This window comes from Roseibium sp. TrichSKD4 (assembly GCF_000148725.1).
Taxonomy (GTDB): domain Bacteria; phylum Pseudomonadota; class Alphaproteobacteria; order Rhizobiales; family Stappiaceae; genus Roseibium.
Genome location: NZ_GL476319.1, coordinates 711,107 through 728,191 on the forward strand (window position 1 = coordinate 711,107; position 17,085 = coordinate 728,191).

The 17,085-nt window shown below is 54.9% G+C and carries 16 protein-coding genes; 3 read left to right on the forward strand and 13 right to left on the reverse strand.

Translation table 11 applies throughout. The annotated features are described in order from the left end of the window. Positions 1 to 310: 310 nt before the first annotated feature. A complete protein-coding gene (locus TRICHSKD4_RS19620) occupies positions 311 to 982 on the forward strand; it encodes a VCBS repeat-containing protein (protein ID WP_009468680.1) in 672 nt (223 codons plus the stop codon). A gap of 2 nt (positions 983 to 984) precedes the next feature. On the opposite strand, the gene TRICHSKD4_RS19625 is transcribed toward TRICHSKD4_RS19620, so the two are convergent. The 3 genes from TRICHSKD4_RS19625 to TRICHSKD4_RS19635 are packed head-to-tail and all read right to left on the reverse strand — an operon-like array spanning position 985 to position 3,487. Next, positions 985 to 2,028, reverse strand: a complete 1,044-nt coding sequence (locus TRICHSKD4_RS19625; RefSeq protein ID WP_009468681.1) for a succinylglutamate desuccinylase/aspartoacylase family protein — start codon at positions 2,026 to 2,028, stop codon at positions 985 to 987. Positions 2,029 to 2,033: 5 nt separating this feature from the next. Next, positions 2,034 to 2,939 (reverse strand): 30S ribosomal protein S6--L-glutamate ligase, encoded by a 906-nt coding sequence (gene rimK, locus TRICHSKD4_RS19630; protein ID WP_009468682.1) that lies wholly within the window; start codon positions 2,937 to 2,939, stop codon positions 2,034 to 2,036. Continuing rightward, positions 2,936 to 3,487, reverse strand: coding sequence for a RimK/LysX family protein (locus TRICHSKD4_RS19635; protein ID WP_009468683.1), 552 nt, complete (start codon positions 3,485 to 3,487; stop codon positions 2,936 to 2,938). The genes rimK and TRICHSKD4_RS19635 overlap by 4 nt, the downstream gene beginning before the upstream one ends. Positions 3,488 to 3,831: 344 nt before the next feature. Between TRICHSKD4_RS19635 and TRICHSKD4_RS19640 the strand changes: the two genes are divergently transcribed. After that, positions 3,832 to 4,773 (forward strand): nucleoside hydrolase, encoded by a 942-nt coding sequence (locus tag TRICHSKD4_RS19640; RefSeq protein ID WP_009468685.1) that lies wholly within the window; start codon positions 3,832 to 3,834, stop codon positions 4,771 to 4,773. 36 nt (positions 4,774 to 4,809) lie between these two features. On the opposite strand, the gene TRICHSKD4_RS19645 is transcribed toward TRICHSKD4_RS19640, so the two are convergent. The 5 genes from TRICHSKD4_RS19645 to TRICHSKD4_RS19665 form a co-directional block, all read right to left on the reverse strand. After that, complete coding sequence (locus TRICHSKD4_RS19645) at positions 4,810 to 6,381, reverse strand: GMC family oxidoreductase (protein WP_009468686.1); 1,572 nt, start codon at positions 6,379 to 6,381, stop codon at positions 4,810 to 4,812. 11 nt (positions 6,382 to 6,392) lie between these two features. Beyond that, positions 6,393 to 6,917: a twin-arginine translocation pathway signal gene (locus TRICHSKD4_RS19650; RefSeq protein ID WP_009468687.1), complete on the reverse strand. Its 525-nt coding sequence runs from the start codon at positions 6,915 to 6,917 to the stop codon at positions 6,393 to 6,395. A gap of 132 nt (positions 6,918 to 7,049) precedes the next feature. Next, complete coding sequence (locus TRICHSKD4_RS19655; RefSeq protein WP_009468688.1) at positions 7,050 to 7,445, reverse strand: VOC family protein; 396 nt, start codon at positions 7,443 to 7,445, stop codon at positions 7,050 to 7,052. Between the two features lie 97 nt (positions 7,446 to 7,542). Continuing rightward, positions 7,543 to 7,833, reverse strand: a complete 291-nt coding sequence (locus tag TRICHSKD4_RS19660; RefSeq protein WP_009468689.1) for a ribbon-helix-helix domain-containing protein — start codon at positions 7,831 to 7,833, stop codon at positions 7,543 to 7,545. A gap of 179 nt (positions 7,834 to 8,012) precedes the next feature. Then, on the reverse strand, positions 8,013 to 8,597 hold the full coding sequence (locus tag TRICHSKD4_RS19665; RefSeq protein ID WP_009468690.1) for a VOC family protein: 585 nt from the start codon (positions 8,595 to 8,597) through the stop codon (positions 8,013 to 8,015). 264 nt (positions 8,598 to 8,861) lie between these two features. Between TRICHSKD4_RS19665 and TRICHSKD4_RS19670 the strand changes: the two genes are divergently transcribed. Then, positions 8,862 to 9,830, forward strand: a complete 969-nt coding sequence (locus TRICHSKD4_RS19670) for a DMT family transporter (protein WP_009468691.1) — start codon at positions 8,862 to 8,864, stop codon at positions 9,828 to 9,830. Between the two features lie 53 nt (positions 9,831 to 9,883). On the opposite strand, the gene TRICHSKD4_RS19675 is transcribed toward TRICHSKD4_RS19670, so the two are convergent. The 5 genes from TRICHSKD4_RS19675 to ade all read right to left on the reverse strand — a co-directional run bounded on the left by TRICHSKD4_RS19675 (position 9,884) and on the right by ade (position 16,721). Then, positions 9,884 to 10,936, reverse strand: a complete 1,053-nt coding sequence (locus TRICHSKD4_RS19675; RefSeq protein ID WP_009468692.1) for a serine hydrolase — start codon at positions 10,934 to 10,936, stop codon at positions 9,884 to 9,886. Between the two features lie 79 nt (positions 10,937 to 11,015). After that, positions 11,016 to 11,897 (reverse strand): helix-turn-helix transcriptional regulator, encoded by an 882-nt coding sequence (locus tag TRICHSKD4_RS19680; RefSeq protein ID WP_009468693.1) that lies wholly within the window; start codon positions 11,895 to 11,897, stop codon positions 11,016 to 11,018. An 81-nt stretch (positions 11,898 to 11,978) separates the two neighbouring features. Next, on the reverse strand, positions 11,979 to 13,649 hold the full coding sequence (locus tag TRICHSKD4_RS19685; RefSeq protein WP_040617261.1) for a long-chain fatty acid--CoA ligase: 1,671 nt from the start codon (positions 13,647 to 13,649) through the stop codon (positions 11,979 to 11,981). 201 nt (positions 13,650 to 13,850) lie between these two features. After that, a complete protein-coding gene (locus TRICHSKD4_RS19690; RefSeq protein ID WP_009468696.1) occupies positions 13,851 to 15,005 on the reverse strand; it encodes an AAA family ATPase in 1,155 nt (384 codons plus the stop codon). A 6-nt stretch (positions 15,006 to 15,011) separates the two neighbouring features. After that, the gene (gene ade / locus TRICHSKD4_RS19695) at positions 15,012 to 16,721 is read right to left on the reverse strand and encodes an adenine deaminase (protein ID WP_009468697.1); all 1,710 of its coding nucleotides are present in this window, start codon (positions 16,719 to 16,721) and stop codon (positions 15,012 to 15,014) included. Positions 16,722 to 17,085 lie beyond the last annotated feature (364 nt).

Consider the following 17,085-nt stretch of genomic DNA (forward strand, 5'->3'; position numbering starts at 1 on the left):
CTGTGTGTTGGCGTATGGAAGTGGTCTTTCTAAGAAAAGACCATCTCATCTTTTTCAGGTGTAAGAACATGGCCAGCCTTCATCGCGTATTCTTCGTTCTGTCCAGCCTCGCGCTTATCGCAGCCCTATTCATGGGCACCCAGCGAAGGCCGACACGCTGACGGAGATCACAAAAGACGCTTGGCTCAAAGCGGCGACCTCCTGGCCAAAAGCAAAAGACGGCCTGCCGGATGGCAATATTGCCCAAAGGTCAAACGGTGACATAACCGCAGCCTGGTACAGCGCTCCGACGACGAGATACCGTCACGGCGTGATTGGCGATGCAATTGAAGCCGCTCAACTAAATATCCGCACGCGCAACGGGAAAACTCTCTCCCTCACCCTGCCCCAAACAGAAGTCTTTGAAGACAGAACCCCTCGCCTTGCAGACCTTGACGGAGATGGCCAAACTGAAGTCATCACCATCCGCTCGTCCAACCGTGGCGGGGGATCAGTTACCCTCTATGCATTGCGAAATGGCCAATTGCAGGAAGTCGGTAGCACAGGTTTCATCGGCCGCGCCAACCGCTGGCTCAATATTGCTGGCATAGCCGACTATCTTGGCAACGGTATGCAGCAAGTCGCCTATGTCGAGATACCGCATATCGGTGGAACCCTTAGGCTTTATGAGTTTAATGACGGCAAGATGCGGCAGGCCTTGTCGAAATTCGGGTTCTCAAACCACGCTATCGGTTCTCGAAACCTCGGTCTGTCTGCAACAGCAGATATGAATGGCGACGGCACCTTCGACCTTCTCGTTCCAGATACGAGGCGCAGCACGCTACATGCACTGTCATTCAAGGGCGGCAGCATCCAGCAGCTCGGGAAATTCCGACTTCCTGCCCCGCTGGAAACCGACATACACACAAGCGGATCAAAGGCCTCCACAACCTTCCTCTTCGGGCTGACAAACGGACGGTACTACGAACTATCGATGCCTTAGGGTCAGATAATCTCGTCTTCGTCAAACATCGGGTCGGCAAGAAGTTGCGAATTCAGGCTGTCGATTGTGTCTTCGACAACATCCGCCTGCTTGATCTCAGCGATATGAATGAGGCCGTCGCCTTCATTGACAACAGGAAGGTTCGTGCGTCCGATGATCAGGCCTTCCATGGGCGCATAAACTTCGCTCTCCACTTCTCCGAAGGGGTCTGAAACGATCCCGAGGAGGTCGTCTTCCTGGACGAACTCACCGGCTGACTTAAAGAGCCGCAGCAAACCACCAGCAGGCGAACGCACCCAAGAGCTCATTGACGCAAGCAAGGTCGGTTTACGAGGTTTCGCAATGCCCTTGTTTCCAACCATCTTGAGCGATTTCATCACCCGAAGAATGCCCGAGACGCCAGACCGCACCACCATTTCGTCCAGCCGAAGCGCTTCACCGCCCTCAAACAGCAGAACATCAACACCAGCTTCTTGAGCCGCCTGCCGCATGGAGCCCTCCCGCAATTTTGCGGTGATGGTGACTGGCGCACCGAAAGCACGAGCCAAGGCCATTGTCTCCAAAGAGGATGGCGACACGCGAATTTGCGGCAGATTTGTGCGGTGGATCGCAGCTGAGTGAAGGTCGATGCGAAGGTCAGACCGCCCGACAATTTCACTCATGAAGATTTCGGCCAATCGACTGGCCAAAGAGCCACGCGGACTACCGGGAAACGACCGGTTTAAGTCACGCCGGTCGGGAAGATAGCGCGAGTGGTTCAGAAATCCGAACGCATTTACAATCGGCACCAGCAAAAGCGTGCCCCGCAGGCCATCGAGGTTGGACGCTTTCAAGAGCCTGCGTGCAATCTCAACCCCAATAATTTCATCGCCGTGAACAGCCGCACTGACAAAGAGTACGGGTCCAGCCCGACGCCCATGCACGACATGCACCGACATTGAAACCGGTGTATGGTCGGACAACACGCTCACCGGCACATCAACCGTCTTGCGTGTGCCCGGCGCAACCCGTTGCCCGCCAATTTCAAAGGCCTTGCGCGTTGCCATTGGCGTCAGCCCTTACCCTTGGTTTTCGTCTTTCCAACCTTCGCGTTCTTTTCCAACACTTCGATAATCTTGGAGGCAATATCAATGCCTGTCGCCTTTTCAACGCCTTCAAGTCCGGGAGAGGAATTGACCTCCATAACCACCGCACCGTGATTGGAGCGAAGCATATCAACACCGCACACATTCAGACCCATCGATTTGGCGGCCCTGAGCGCTGTTGACCGTTCTTCCGGCGTAATCCGAACCGCCTTTGCGCTGCCGCCTCGGTGAAGATTGGACCGGAAATCACCCTCAGCCCCGGTTCTCTGCATGGCAGCGATAACCTTACCGCCCACCACAAGCGCCCGAATGTCCGTTCCACCAGCCTCCTTGATAAACTCCTGCACCAGGATGTTCACGTTGGCCCCGCGAAAGGCTTCGATCACCGATTTCGCGGAGCGTTCCGTATCAGCCAGAACCACCCCGATGCCTTGCGTGCCTTCAAGCAACTTGATCACGACTGGCGCCCCGCCAGCCGTCGCCAGCACCTGCTCGGTCATTTTCGGGTCATGCGCAAAGGTCGTGACCGGCAGTCCAATCCCATCACGGGCCAGAAGCTGCATGGATCGCAACTTGTCTCGCGACCGGCCAATGGCGACGGATTCATTTAACGGATAAACACCCATCATTTCGAATTGGCGCAAGACCGCCAAACCATAATAGGTGATAGACGCGCCGATCCGCGGAATGACCGCGTCAAATCCGGTCAATTTCTCGCCGTTGTAATAGATCTCCGGCCGCCGGGACGCGATGTTCATGTAACATCGCAAGGTGTTGATGATTTCCAGTTCGTGACCGCGTGCCTCTGCTGCTTCCTTCAAACGCCGGTGCGAATAAAGGTTCGGGTTCCGCGCCATCATTGCGATTTTCATGGCTTGCCCCCTCCCTCGTTCTGTTTGTCCTGAACCGGCGCCATCGTTCGTTCTTCGGACAGATGGGTTTTTGGCTGACGGTCTTCATTTTGCACATCCGGCTCGCCCAACAGGAAGGAGCGACCGGGATTGACCAGCAACTTTCGTCGCCGAATGGCCGTGCGTCCCAAGATCATGTCAAAGCCCATATTTGATCGGTCCGCCAAGGACACTTCGATGCGCCAACGACGCTGACCGAGTTTCATGAGCACTTCAATGATAGGACGGTTTTCTGGAACGCCGCTCGTGTTCTTGATGGGGCGTTCGTCGTGAAGAGGTACTTCCACATGGGTTGAATGATGAAGCTCGGAAGCAGGAATGGTGAAACGCACCCACTTCACACCTTCTCTTTCGAAAAAGGACAGATCTCCGACGTGGAGCGCGGAGGTTCGCGCCCCCGTATCGATCTTGGTGCGCATCCCAGAAACCCCTAGTTCCGGCAAGCACACATATTCCCGCCAACCAATGACTTGGATTTCCCTGGAAGACTTCTGCTTTGCGCTTGTCATTCAATTGGGCCCCGTTCCAAGGTTAGAGCAAGTCAGGCAATGCCATCAAATACGATTTGACCTCAAGAAAACAGAGCATTTCGGGCGCTTTTCCTTTTCAACAAGCTTGGCTGGGAACCTCGCCTACAATCCGCACCCAAACGGTCGCAAATCGTCGTGATTCAGACATTTCTAACCAAAACAGATGCAGGACCTGGCCGGATACAAGTTGAGGTAGAGACAATTTCGCGAATGTCCCTGACCTCGGTACCGAGCAAACGGCTTGCGGGCAGAAAAACCTTCCCCTAGCTTCACCACTCTATTTCGCACCCATTTCAATCCCAAGAATTTGAAAGTCTCAAAACATGGCGCCGCGCAAGATCATCATTGACACGGATCCCGGGCAGGACGACGCAGTCGCCATTTTGCTGGCGCAAGCCAGCCCTGAGGAGTTGGAAGTGTTGGGCATTTGCGCCGTTGCAGGCAACGTACCCCTTCCCCTCACACAAAAGAACGCCCGCATTGTGTGCGAGCTGGCTGGGAAGCCGGAAACGAAAGTCTTTTCTGGCTGTGAGCGACCCATGTTCCGCAAACTGGTGACGGCAGAACACGTTCATGGCAAGACAGGCCTTGATGGCCCGGTGATGAAAGATCCGACCATGCCGCTGCAGGAGCAACATGCAGTCGACTTCATCATCGAGACCCTGCGCCGCGAACCTGCAAACACAGTGACCCTGTGCACATTGGGTCCGCTGACGAATGTTGGCACCGCCATGCACGTGGCTCCGGACATTATTCCGAAAATCCGGGAAATCGTGATGATGGGAGGCGCTTATTTTGAGGTGGGCAACATCACGCCTGCAGCCGAGTTCAACATCTATGTCGATCCGCATGCCGCCAATATCGTGTTCAAGTCCGGCGCGCCACTTACTGTCATGCCACTGGATGTCACTCACAAGGCACTGACGACGCCGGAGCGCGTGGAAGCTTTCCGCAATCTGGGAACGGAACCTGGACGCATGGTCGCCGAGTGGACCGATTTCTTCGAGCGGTTCGACATGGACAAATACGGCAGCCAAGGCGCTCCGCTGCACGATCCTTGCGTCATCGCATGGTTACTGAAACCGGACCTCTTTTCCGGCAGAAAGATCAATGTGGAAATCGAAACCCAGTCGGAACTCACCATGGGCATGACGGTCGCCGACTGGTGGAACGTCATGGACAGACCCGAAAACGCCACCTTCATCCGCGACATCGACGCCGACGGCTTCTACGCCCTCTTGCTGGACCGCATCGGACGGTTGTGATCCGGGCACGGTCTGCGCCCGGATCAAATCTGACCGTTAAAGGTTGCCCTTGCTCATTTCCCCGGCGATGTGGTCCGCCTGCCGGATGGCCAGAGCAACGATGGTCAGGGTCGGGTTTTCTGCTGCACCTGTGGTGAACTGACTGCCATCCGAGATAAACAGATTGGCGATATCATGGGTTTGACCCCAGCGGTTCACCACACCATCGCGCGCCTTTTCCGACATGCGGTTGGTGCCCAGATTGTGCGTTGACGGATAGGGAGGCGTCGGGAAGGTCCGCGTTGCTCCCACGGCCTCATAGACTGCCATGCCTTGCTTGTAGGCATGATCGCGCATCGCAATATCATTCGGGTGATCATCGAAATGCACGTTGGGTGCCGGTAGGCCGTATTGATCCAGCGCATCGTGATTGAGCGTGATCCGATTGGTTTCCTGCGGCATGTCTTCGCCAACCAGCCACATGCCCGCCATGTTCTCATAAGCATCGAGAGCTGTGGTGAACTCACGCCCCCATCCGCCCGGGTCAAGGAAAGCGGCCATAAACGGCAAGCCCAGCGCGAGGGTCTCCATCTCATAACCGCCGACAAAACCGCGTGACGGGTCATGACGAGATTCATCCTGAATGATCCCGGCCATGGTCGTGCCCCGCCACATCTTCACTGGCTTGTCGAACACGGCATAAACCGATCCGGTCATGTGGCGCATGTAGTTGCGCCCGACCTGACCGGAAGAATTGGCCAACCCATCCGGAAACATGTTACTTGCAGAGTTGAGCAGCAGGCGCGGGCTTTCGATGGAATTGCCAGCCACGCAGACAATTCTGGCCCTTTGCATATGCTGGTTGCCGTCCTTGTCCGCATAGACAACGCCGATCACCTTGCCGCTCTCGTCATGCTCGATCTTTAGAACGTGCGCATGTTCGCGAACTTCCAGATTGCCAGTCGCTTCACCACGCGGGATGTCGGTATAAGCGGCGGACCATTTAGCCCCCCATTTACAGCCCTGGAAACAGAACCCGGTCTGTTGGCACGCCAGGCGATCATCATAGTCGGCGCTGTTGATCGCCATCCGGCCCGTGTGGACGTCCTTGTAGCCAAGCTTCTTCGCGCCCGCTTCAAAGACCTTGAAGTTGTTGTTACCCGGCAGACCTACGCGGTCACCAGTGCGGGTGACACCCAGCTTGGCTTCCGCCTTTTCGTACCACGGCTCCATTTCCGCCAGATCAATCGGCCAATCGAGCAGGTTTGCGCCCTGCACGTCGCCATAGGTTGTCTTGGTCTTGAACTCATGCGCCTGAAAACGCAGCGATGCGCCCGCCCAGTGGGTGGTGGTGCCCCCAACTGCCTTCACAATCCAGGCCGGCAGCCCGGAAAAGTCTTTCGCAACCCGCCAATCCCCAGAGGTAGTGCGCTTGTCGAGCCACGCCAGCTGACCGAAGCTTTCCCACTCATCATTGATATAGTCGTCCGGCAGATAACGTCCGCCCGCTTCCAGCGCGACAACGCTGACGCCCTTTTGCGCAAGCTCATTGGCAAGGACGCCACCGCCCGCGCCGGTTCCAATCACGACGACAACACTGTCGTCGGACAAGTCAAATGGTGCAGCCATTGTGCCCTCCCTCAGATCCAGTTGATGTCGTCAAAGCCGCGGTCGATATAGCCACCTTGGGAGTAGCTCTCGCCCTCATAACCAAAGAGTGGCCAAACGGCTTTTTGATTGTAGAGACCTGTCACCAGACCTCCCCGAATCATTTGAAAGAAGCTGCTGCCTTCCATGGCGCGCAGGAGGTCAACGCGGTCCCGCTCCCAGCCCGCACCTGTGTAACTGCTGTGCCCTTTGCCTTGGGCAGCTGCATTCAAAGCGGCAACGCCGCTTTCGATCATTTCCGCCTGATCCGCATTGTCATAGCCTTTCACGGCAGCGGCGTAATATTCATCAGCCACATGATCGTGCGGATATATATCGCGCGCCATCTGAATAAGCGTTGCCATGGTTTCCGGTTTCAAGGCCTTCACTTCCATGGCCCACGCCGCATCCGTAGCCGCGACAAAACCCGGTCCGACCACAAAAGCCGCGCCAAAGGCCAGGCTTCCCGTCAGTAAGTCCCGCCGCGACATACTGCGACGATCCAGGATCGTTTCCATTTGCTCCTCCCTCGGGCCCGGTCGTCCGGACCCCTCATATGTGCGCCCTGTCTCAGGTTGTCCTGATCCAAAGGCGCTGTCCTCCTCAAACCAAAAACCGGAGCACGACCTCCCAATCGCGCTCCGGTTCAATCATTTGAATCGCCCGTGTTTTTGCAGAACCTCGATTTGATACCCGTCCGGGTCTGCAACGAAAAAGAACTTGGCAAGCAGCGCGCCCTCGCGCTCAAATTCTACGATCTTGCGTGGGGCCAGCCCTTCTGCCTCAAACCGTGCATGTTCGGCATCCAGATCATCGACGCAAAGAGCCAAGTGGCCGTAGCCATCGCCAAGGTCATAGGGCTCTTCGCGCCCCTTGTTGATGGTCAATTCCAGCTCAAAATCGGCTTCAGGATTTCGCAGATAAACTAGAACGAAACTGTCGAACTCCAACCGTTCGGCAACATTCAGTCCAAAGGCTTTTTGATAAAATTCCACGGATCGCGCTTCTTCCAGAACGCGGATCATGGAGTGGATTGCTTTCGCCAACTTACACCTCCAAGGATCGGACTTACGATCATGAAGGGATTTTGGGGGAGTTGGTCAGCCCCGTGGTAGTAGCACGATACTACAGGTGATTTTTCGTCTATTCGGCCGCTTCAAGCACCGGACGAGACGCCATCTGTCGGGTCCGGATCAAGCAAGCGCACCGCAGCAGCGAGGTGAAGTTCGGCGCTTCGCCGCGCAGTTCCAGAACCTCGGAATGCAGCTTGGAAACAAAGGCGGGCGTTGTCAGCCCCTCACCGGCGGCAATGTCATCCAGAATGTCCCAAAACGACTTTTCAAGCCGAATGCTCGTACTTTGTCCGTTCAGCCGCAAACGACGGGTCAGCGGCTCATAATCTGCAGGATCCTGACCGGCAAATATCTGGCACATGCTTTTCCTCCCTGACTTGAGAAAGCAATCTTGCAGCATATGAGGTTTTTCAAGATCACCCAGCAACCATGCCGAGTTTAGATTGATTCAAAATCTCAACTTAACCCTACGTTAAACCACAACTTCACTTTTAAAAGCACGACCATCGTATTGATACAATTATCAGGTTCACCATCCAATCATCCGTACGGATCTTTTGGCGAGCGGTCTTCAGACAGGCTACGACGGGAAGATCGCGTCAGGTTTTCAATTGCGTCAGCCAGATGCACTTCCTGAATGTTGTAGTCGCCGCGCGCAACGCGAATCTTGTGCGCCTCCAGCATGACTTCCCCCATCTGGATGCCAGCGGGCGGCTCAAATCGGTAGCTGGCAAGCTCGATCAAGAGGCCAAGGGGATCGCGGAAATAGATGGAATCCATGAAACCGCGATCTTTCTCGCCGCTATGGTCAATGCCTCGCTCGTCCAGACGTTTGGCAATCTGACGGAACGTGGCTTGAGACACATTCAGGGCAAGGTGGTGGACGCAGCCAATATCCTGTGGTGCAGGAGAGGCATCCGCTTTGCGCTCTTCGTTTGTGAAGATGGTGATGAGACGCCCGTCACCGGGATCAAAATAAAGGTGACTCTGCTTGGCATCATCCAGATTGGGCTGCTCAAACACGAACGGCATGCCGAGCAGGCCTTCCCAGAAATCTATCGAGGTCTGACGATCTGCGCCAACAAGCGTGATGTGATGGATGCCTTGGGTCTGGATCTTTTGCACGGTCTTGCTCCTGAATAGAACCTCAGTGTTGCAAGCCCTACGCATTCAAACAATGCCGAGATCAGTGAACGGTCTGTCTGCCCGCTGCTGAACACTGAGGGACAGAAAAGGGAGACGCAGCCCTTCCCAAACAGTTCAGAAGCATTATGATCCAGTACAACTCCAATTCGCGACCCTATCCGCTTTACGTGCCCCAGTTTCGTTGGCCGCCAGTCAAACGACCGCATGGGCGGACGGCTCACTTTTCGATGCAAGACCCCTTTTATGACGCAGTCTCCGGACGAAGATACCCACTCTCACTCCCTGTCTCAGCGCATCGAACGCCTCACCGAACGGCTGCCATCCAACACGATTGGCGCGCTCTGGATCCTGCTCGCCGCCTTTCTCTTCACCATCATGGCAACCTTGATCAAACTGGCGGGTGAAGGATTGTCGGTGTTTCAGATCCTTGTTGTTCGGCAGGCCGTGATGGTGGCAATCGTTGCACCGAAAATTCTCCCCAACCTGCCCGGATCACTCGCGACCAAACGACCGGGTCTGCAAGCAGCGCGAATTGTCTTTGCCTCAACTGCCATGCTCTGCGGTTTTACGGCTCTGATTGAGTTGCCACTTGCCGATGCAACGGCCCTCAATTTCTCAAAGACCTTTTTCATCACGATCTTCGCCATCATCTTTTTGGGAGAAACAGTGGGCTTTCACCGCTGGGGCGCGACCATCGTGGGCTTTTTGGGCGTTCTGATTATGCTGCGACCAGAGGGCGATGGGCTGGTTGACCCCTATGCCGCACTCGCCATTGCCGGTGCAGCCTGCGCGGGCATGGTCATGGTCATCCTGCGCATTCTCACGCGCACAGATCCCCCCATCACAGTGCTGACCTATCAGGCTGTTTTTGTCGGGCTGCTCATGGCCATTCCAGCCTATATGACCTGGCAAACCCCAAGCATGGAACAGTGGGCGATCATGATCGTGCTTGGCGTGGTGTCATGGGCAGCACAAATGTGCAACATCAAGGCTTTCAAGGCCGGAGAGGCAACCGCCATTGCCTCGCTCGACTACACACGCCTGCTCTACGCCACCGTGTTTGGAGCCGTGATTTTCGGCAACTGGCCGAGCGTTGAAACGCTCATCGGCGCTGCGGTCATCATCGCCGCCTCGCTCTACACCGTCCGCCGCGAAGCCATCAAAGGCCGCGCCCTTGCCCGCAACGCCGACGGGCGCGGATATAACAACTGAAGGATCAGCACAAGCAATCGCCTATGAACACCCTTCAACCGAACGACCACCTGCTATTTTGCAGAGACTCGTTTGGCAGCTGGAACGGCGAAGTCCAGAAGCACCTTTAACGAGGTTTGCCAACTGGCTGAATCGTTGTAACGACCGGCAAATGAGGCAACCACGAAATCTCGGGCAGGCTGAACAGTCAGCCGTTGTCCACCATTGCCGACAGCAACCGAAATCTCGTTGTCCGGACCGCTGAGATACCACAGATACCCGTAGCGCGAATGCTGATGGATTGTGACTTTTGGCTCAAAGGACGCCTCCAGCCATTCTTCCGGCACAATCCCCTCGCCGTCATTTGCGACCATGCGCCCGATCTTCATCAGGTCGGGAAGCGTCATACGTAGACCTGATGCGGCCGAGATCACACCATCATCCCCGGCGATCCATTCAAATCCCTTGATCCCCAATGGCCCGAACAGCTTTTCGGCTGCATAGTCATCAAGGGATTGCCCAGTCCCTTTTTCTATCAAACGTCCGATGAGAGCGGCTGCGCCACCGCTGTAAATCCAGCTTTGACCGGGCGCTTCCCGAATGGGCTGTTCGAGAATATAGCGAAAACGGTCTTGAGCCATTTCCATGGCAATCTCGCTGTTTCTCGGGTCTGAGTAGGGAAGGTCTTCGTTCCACTCCAACCCCATTTGCATGGACAAAACATGCTCAATAAGGATGCCGCCCCGCTCAGGATCGTTTGCAAGGTCTGGGTATTCCGGGAATTGATCGTAGAGAGCTGTGGATGGCTCAGGTACTTTCCCCTCCCCCAAAGCGATCCCATAGAGCAGCCCCACAACCGATTTAGTCACCGACCTCAGATCGTGCAGAGTCTCCGGCCCGTGCTTGACTGATCCGATGGACTGACCCCAGCGCTCGTCTTCGCCTTCAAAATAGACTTCAGCCAAAAGTTTGCCCTGATACTCGGCCATCGCCCCATGCAGTCCCGGAAGCTCACCTTTTTCAAAGGCAGCTTTCAATTCTGTGTTCAGGTCTTCGGCATTGACTGACTGCATCGAGAACACTCCAAACAAAATGATAGCCAGAGACTGCCAAAAACTATTTTTCATAATATATTCCAGATATTTAGACCAAACATCACAATATAGAGATCCGAAACACGCTCTGCTGGGCAGAAGGTGTATGTCTTCAAGTCCCGTTAAAATGAACCGTTCCCAACTCTGAAACGTCATAACCCCCGAGGTCCTGCGCTTTGTCGGCAAAACTCTTGGATCGGCTGAATTTCAACAGCGTCTGGAATGCGGGATAGAAAAAGTCCTTGCGGGAGATCAGGAGATCAAACCGTTCTTGATGCAAGGGCACAAAATCCAGCCGTGTCTGCCGCGCGGCTGTCTCCAATCCAAAGGCCGCATCTGCTTCGTCTGACAAGACAGCGAGCGCAGCTTCCCGCTCATCCCGCGCAGCCGGGCCGAAGGAAATCTCAGCTTCCAGCGCTCCGCCACTTTGAGCGAGCAGTTTTTTCAAGAGGATGTGGCTTCCTGCCGCTTCTTGCCGCTCCACAAGACGTTTTCCGGCAAGATCAGACAGGTTTCTGATGTTCTTCGGATTTCCAGCTGAGACGATCAAACCACGCTGTCGTTTGGCCCATTCCACCAAAACAACCGGCTTGAACCGATATGTTTTTGCAATTGTGCCGACATTCCAGTCTGAGCCAGCTTCATCCGGTATGTGAAGGCCCGCCAACAGGCCTTCACGCTTTTCATAACGCTCCAGCCCGTCAACACTGCCGTCAAACAGACTTGCCAGGCCGCAATCGGAAGCCCGTAGCGCCCATTCCAGCAGAGGGTCATGACTGCCCAGCGCCACTTTAGGACGAGGCACCGACGCTGCCGCCTCACCCGCCTGATCAACCCAGGCAAGAACCGCATCGCGTGGAAACAGCAGCTTTCCAGTCGCCCGGCTGTGCGGCACATCGCCAGTTGCTACCAGATCATACACCTTGCGTTCCTTGACCCGAATGAGGTCGGCCAATTCGCGTGTGGTCAGATAGGGCGGCAAATCTTCAAGCATCAAGAACTCCGGACAGATCAAAAACGAACCTTGTCGGTAGCCCGCGCGCTAGAGATTGGCAAGTGCCGCAAAGCGTTTGCCTTATGCCGTTTCGCGGTCAACCGCAGCCCGTTTGGCGGCTTCCTCCTCAACCAGCTCTTTTTTGGACAGTTTACCAACCATTGTCTTTGGCAACTCACTTCGGAACTCGATTTCGCTCGGCAGCTCGATTTTCGACAGATGATCCTTCAGGAATGTCTGCATCTCCTCTGCCGTCATCTCCTCGCCGTCTTTCAGCTTGATGAACGCTTTTGGACATTGCCCGCGGTAGTCATCCGGGATGGCAATCACGATGGTCTCATCGACGGCCTGATGCTGGTAGATCGCTTCTTCGATCACACGCGGATAGACGTTGTAGCCGGAGCACAGGATCAAGTCCTTGATGCGGTCGACCAGATAGATGAAGCCATCGTCTTCCTGATAACCAACATCACCAGTGTGCAGGTATCCATCGGAACTGATCGTCTCGGCTGTTGCATCCTCGCGCTTCCAGTAACCCTTCATGATTTGTGGGCCATAGAGGCAAAGCTCGCCTTTCTCTCCCTCGCCGACTTCCTTGGTCCGGTCTTCAATATCGACAAACCGCACCACGGTTCCAGGAACCGGTCGCCCGATTGAGCCGGGCCGGCTGTCGCGGCTCAGCGGGTTGACGCAGGCCACCGGCGAAGATTCGGTTAGGCCGTAACCTTCGACCAGAATGCAGCCTGTCATGTCTTCGAACTTTGCCTTCACCTCAACTGGCAGAGGCGCACCACCTGACAAGCAGAGCGAGATGCTCGTCAGGTCGTAGTTTTTTGTCATCGGTGAATTGTTGATGGCGGTGAAGATGGTCGGAACACCAGGGAAAAGCGTGACCTTCTTTTTCTTGATGACCTCAAGAACAGCTTTCAGCTCAAAGCGAGGCTGAAGCACCATTTCTGCGCCCAAGATGACAGACAGGTTTTGCGCAACTGTCATGGCAAAGACGTGGAAAAACGGAAGGACGCAAAGCACCTTTTCCTCGCCCTGCTTTGCGCTATGGAACACATCCTGCATCTGTTCCATATTCGCCGACAGGTTCTTGTGCGTCAGCATGGCACCCTTCGGCACACCTGTTGTTCCACCCGTGTATTGCAGCACCGCGATATCGTTTTCCATATCGATTGCAGCAGCTTCTACAGACGAACCCTTGGTCAGGAGGTCGGCAAAAGGAACATGTGCGCTGTCCCACTCAATGTTTGCCACTTCCTTACGCTTGAACAGGCTGAAAAGGACCTTCTTGACCGTCGGCAAACAGTCGGTCATCGGGCAGACGATGATCTTGTCCAGGACGTTCTCTTGGCGAACGGCCTCCACCTTGTCGTAGATCACCTTCAGGTCCATCGTGACCATGATCTTGACGTCAGCATCACGCGCTTGAAACGCAATCTCGCGCTCCACATAAAGCGGATTAAAATTTGCAACTGTTCCGCCAATCTTCAGCGTCGCAAAATAGAAAATCGGATAAAAGGGCGTGTTGGGAAGACAAAGCCCCACCTTCACCCCCGGCCCGACACCCATGGATTTCAAACCAGCAGCGGTTTTTTCAACCAGATCGCCCAGCTCACCATAGGTCCAGACCCTACCCATGAAATCGACAGCAGGCCGATCTCCAAATCGCTCTACAGTTTCTCTCAGGTAGTCGTATATCGGCCGTGGCTTGAAGGCTTCGATCCAGTCTTCCGCAGTTGTCATGGCGTTCTCCCGCGCAAATCCGGCAGCTTGCCGTGTTTGTGTCCCCACCTGCCATTTTGCATGAAAATGGTCCTCCAAGGGGAAAACAAATTTGTCGGCAACTGCCTTCTCATTGATATCTCCAGCCCTGAATTGGGCATAACCTTCCGTTCACGTCAACTCGCGACGTAACGTAACCCCTTCACTTTCTGGATTTCCCGTTTATCGCTTCGGCCACGCCCAGGCAGGCGCGTCTACATCATCGACAATCGTTTCACCCAATTCCTTGCGAAGTTCATGGCGCACCGCCCCGCGTTTTCCTGCCAAGGCTTCAACAAGAGGCTTTGCGTGAGACACGACAACGACTTGTGTGTTTTCCGCCGCCTTGGCAATCAAGCGTCCAAGTGGCTCCAGCAGCGACGGGTGCAAGCTCGTTTCCGGCTCGTTCAAGACCATCAGCGGAGGCGGTCTCGGCGTTAACAAGGCCGCTGCCAACAGGAGATAGCGCAGCGTTCCATCAGACAACTCGGCTGCGCGAAGTGGACGTAAAAGGCCACGCTGCTCCATCAGAATTTCAAACAAGCCGTTTTGGATCTGAACACCCACCGTCGCGCCGGGAAAAGCATCGTCAATGACATCTTCAAACAAGCCCGCATCACCAATTTCGCGAATGGTGCTGATAGCTGCGGCCAAATCTCGTCCATCGGAGGCCAGCGCCGGTGTTCTGGTGCCAATCTGCGGCTGGCGCGCCGGGGCTTCCATATCAGTCCGCAAGTGATCGTAGAACCGCCAGCTGCGCATCCGCTCACGCATGACAAGAAGTTCCAACGCTTCCTTGGGATCAGCTGCATGGGTCATCATGCTGTCAAAGGCTGCCAGATCCCGCATGACAGGAACGCGTTGCCCCGCATCGTTCATGACACACGCCAAAGGCCCGGCCCGATTGGCCAATTCATTGCGCCGCGAGAGCTTTTCGCCGATCCAAAGGCTTTCGGCCTTTATCTCCGGATCCAGATAAAAGACCGACCGACTTGGCTGAGGAAGGCCAAGATCAATGGCATAACCGTAGTCTTCGTCAGCAAAGCCCAGTTTCAGGCTCACTGTCTCAGACCGCACGACACCCTGAACCGGCAGCTCACCGTGTTTCATGGCTCTGGAAAAACGTTCCGGCCCTGCCCACAGGGTGGATTCAAGCCCGCCTTCCCGAGCCAACGTTGCCACCGCATTGCCTTGCGCCACCTCAGCCAGCAGACGAATGGCACGGTAGAGGCTGGACTTCCCGCTGCCATTGGCTCCAGTCACAACCGTTATTCGATCCAACGGGAGGACAAAATCCCGCAAGGACCTGTATCCGGAAACGGCAACAGTCAGGATCATGACGGATCAATCAACCAATTCAAATTTATTGACGTCAAACATGCCAAAGTCGGTGATCTTCAAATGTGGGATAACCGGCAGCGGCAGGAACGCCACTTGCAGGAACGGTTCAGGCAACTTGCAGCCAATCGCACGTGCTGCGGCCCGAAGGTCTTCCAGCGAATGGCGCACACTTTCAAACGGCTCAAGGCTCATCAAGCCTGCAACCGGCAAGGCCAATTCAGCGCGCACTCCATTGTCATCGGCAACAGCAAAGCCACCCTTCATGGCGATAACCCGGTTGACCGCATGGGCCATGGCCTGATCAGATACACCGACAACGCAAATATTATGGCTGTCATGCCCGACAGATGAGGCGATGGCCCCAGACGTCATGCCGAAACCGTTCACGAACCCCTTGCCGATATTGCCAGTTCCCTTATGGCGGTCGACAACAGCGACCTTGAGCACATCCTGCTCCGTATCGGGCAACAATGAACCACCAGAAGTCGGAAGAGTCCGCGTTAAATCCTCTGTGAGAATACGCCCGGGAACAACACCAATTACCCGCGTTTCACGGTTAGAGGCCGGAACATTGAAATCCTCAGGCTCAACGCGAGATATCTTGACGCTGTCCAGCCCGACAGGTTCGACAGTTTTACGCTGAGCGAACAGGGTTTCAGACACAATCCGTCCACCACTGATGACGCTTGCGACCTGACACTCCCGCACATCATCCAGAACCACAATGTCCGCACGGCGGCCCGGTGCGATGACCCCGCGATCCTTCAAACCAAAGGCATTGGCCGCTGACCAACTCGCAGCACGATAAGCATCGAGTGGTCGTATCCCCTTCGAAATCAGTCGCCGGATCATGCTGTCAACGTGCCCCTCCTCTGCAATATCGAGAGGATTGCGATCATCTGTGCAAAGGGCAACAAAAGCAGACACATCGGGTGTTAAGATCGGTGCCAACGCATCCAGATCCTTGGAGACAGACCCCTCCCGGATCAGGATGGTCATGCCCTTGGCAAGTTTTTCCAGTGCTTCGGCGGCACTTGTTGCCTCATGGTCGGTGCGAATACCGGCAGCCAGATAGCCATTCAAGTCCTTGCCCAACAGCAACGGCGCGTGCCCATCAATATGCCCGTCCTGAAATGCTGCAAGTTTTGCCAGAACTTTCGGATCTCGGGCTAAAACACCGGGAAAGTTCATGAATTCAGCAAGGCCGATTACCTTCGGGTGATCACGAAACGGCAACAGGTCTTCGATCTCAAGACAAGCGCCAGCAGTTTCAAAAGCAGTTGCCGGCACACACGAGGAAAGGTTGACCCGCAAATCCATGACCGTTTGAAGGGACGCGTCGAGAAAATACTGTATGCCTTCTGCGCCCAGAACATTTGCAATCTCGTGTGGATCACAGATTGCAGTTGTCACACCATGGGGAAGCACGCATCGGTCAAACTCAAATGGCGTGACAAGCGATGATTCCACGTGAAGGTGCGTATCGATAAATCCGGGGACCACTACCCGGCCACCCGCATCAAACTCGGACTTTCCCTCATAAGTGCCATGGGTGCCCACGATGCGATCTCCCACAATCGCAATATCCGTTTCCGTGATCGTCCCGGTCACCACATTGAAAAGGCGGGTGTTTTTCAAAACAAGATCAGCTAGTTCCTGCCCAGCGCCGCAGGCAATTGCCTTTCCCAGAAATTCTTGAACATCCAATTTCATAACGATCTCTTTTATTCTTTTCCCGTTTCCCCAACACTCTCACATACAAATGAAATCTCAAGCCAATTGCCACAACTGTCGACATGTCCACCATTTCTCGAGCAACCAGCACATTTAAATTTGGTGTGATAAACCTATTCACACTTTAAGTAGCGTTTTTCACGTAGACACCCGCTAGGATGCGGGCGTTGCATCCACTGTCGGCATAGGCACTTATCGCAACGCAATGTCTTTTTTTTGCGTTGCAAATAAAATTCCATTTGACTCGTTCAATTGAGAAATGAATTATTTCACCAAGATTAATTAATAAGATCTGCCCGCCGGCAACGGATGACAGCTTGGGATTGGCTGGACGTCTGGGAGG

Coding starts and splice junctions, on each gene's coding strand:
- TRICHSKD4_RS19625 (WP_009468681.1), bottom strand. CDS start 2,028: ATGGCAACGCGCAAGGCCTTTGAAATTGGCGGGCAACGGGTTGCGCCG.
- rimK (WP_009468682.1), bottom strand. CDS start 2,939: ATGAAAATCGCAATGATGGCGCGGAACCCGAACCTTTATTCGCACCGG.
- TRICHSKD4_RS19635 (WP_009468683.1), bottom strand. CDS start 3,487: ATGACAAGCGCAAAGCAGAAGTCTTCCAGGGAAATCCAAGTCATTGGT.
- TRICHSKD4_RS19640 (WP_009468685.1), top strand. CDS start 3,832: ATGGCGCCGCGCAAGATCATCATTGACACGGATCCCGGGCAGGACGAC.
- TRICHSKD4_RS19645 (WP_009468686.1), bottom strand. CDS start 6,381: ATGGCTGCACCATTTGACTTGTCCGACGACAGTGTTGTCGTCGTGATT.
- TRICHSKD4_RS19650 (WP_009468687.1), bottom strand. CDS start 6,917: ATGGAAACGATCCTGGATCGTCGCAGTATGTCGCGGCGGGACTTACTG.
- TRICHSKD4_RS19660 (WP_009468689.1), bottom strand. CDS start 7,833: ATGTGCCAGATATTTGCCGGTCAGGATCCTGCAGATTATGAGCCGCTG.
- TRICHSKD4_RS19670 (WP_009468691.1), top strand. CDS start 8,862: ATGACGCAGTCTCCGGACGAAGATACCCACTCTCACTCCCTGTCTCAG.
- TRICHSKD4_RS19675 (WP_009468692.1), bottom strand. CDS start 10,936: ATGAAAAATAGTTTTTGGCAGTCTCTGGCTATCATTTTGTTTGGAGTG.
- TRICHSKD4_RS19680 (WP_009468693.1), bottom strand. CDS start 11,897: ATGCTTGAAGATTTGCCGCCCTATCTGACCACACGCGAATTGGCCGAC.
- TRICHSKD4_RS19685 (WP_040617261.1), bottom strand. CDS start 13,649: ATGACAACTGCGGAAGACTGGATCGAAGCCTTCAAGCCACGGCCGATA.
- TRICHSKD4_RS19690 (WP_009468696.1), bottom strand. CDS start 15,005: ATGATCCTGACTGTTGCCGTTTCCGGATACAGGTCCTTGCGGGATTTT.
- ade (WP_009468697.1), bottom strand. CDS start 16,721: ATGAAATTGGATGTTCAAGAATTTCTGGGAAAGGCAATTGCCTGCGGC.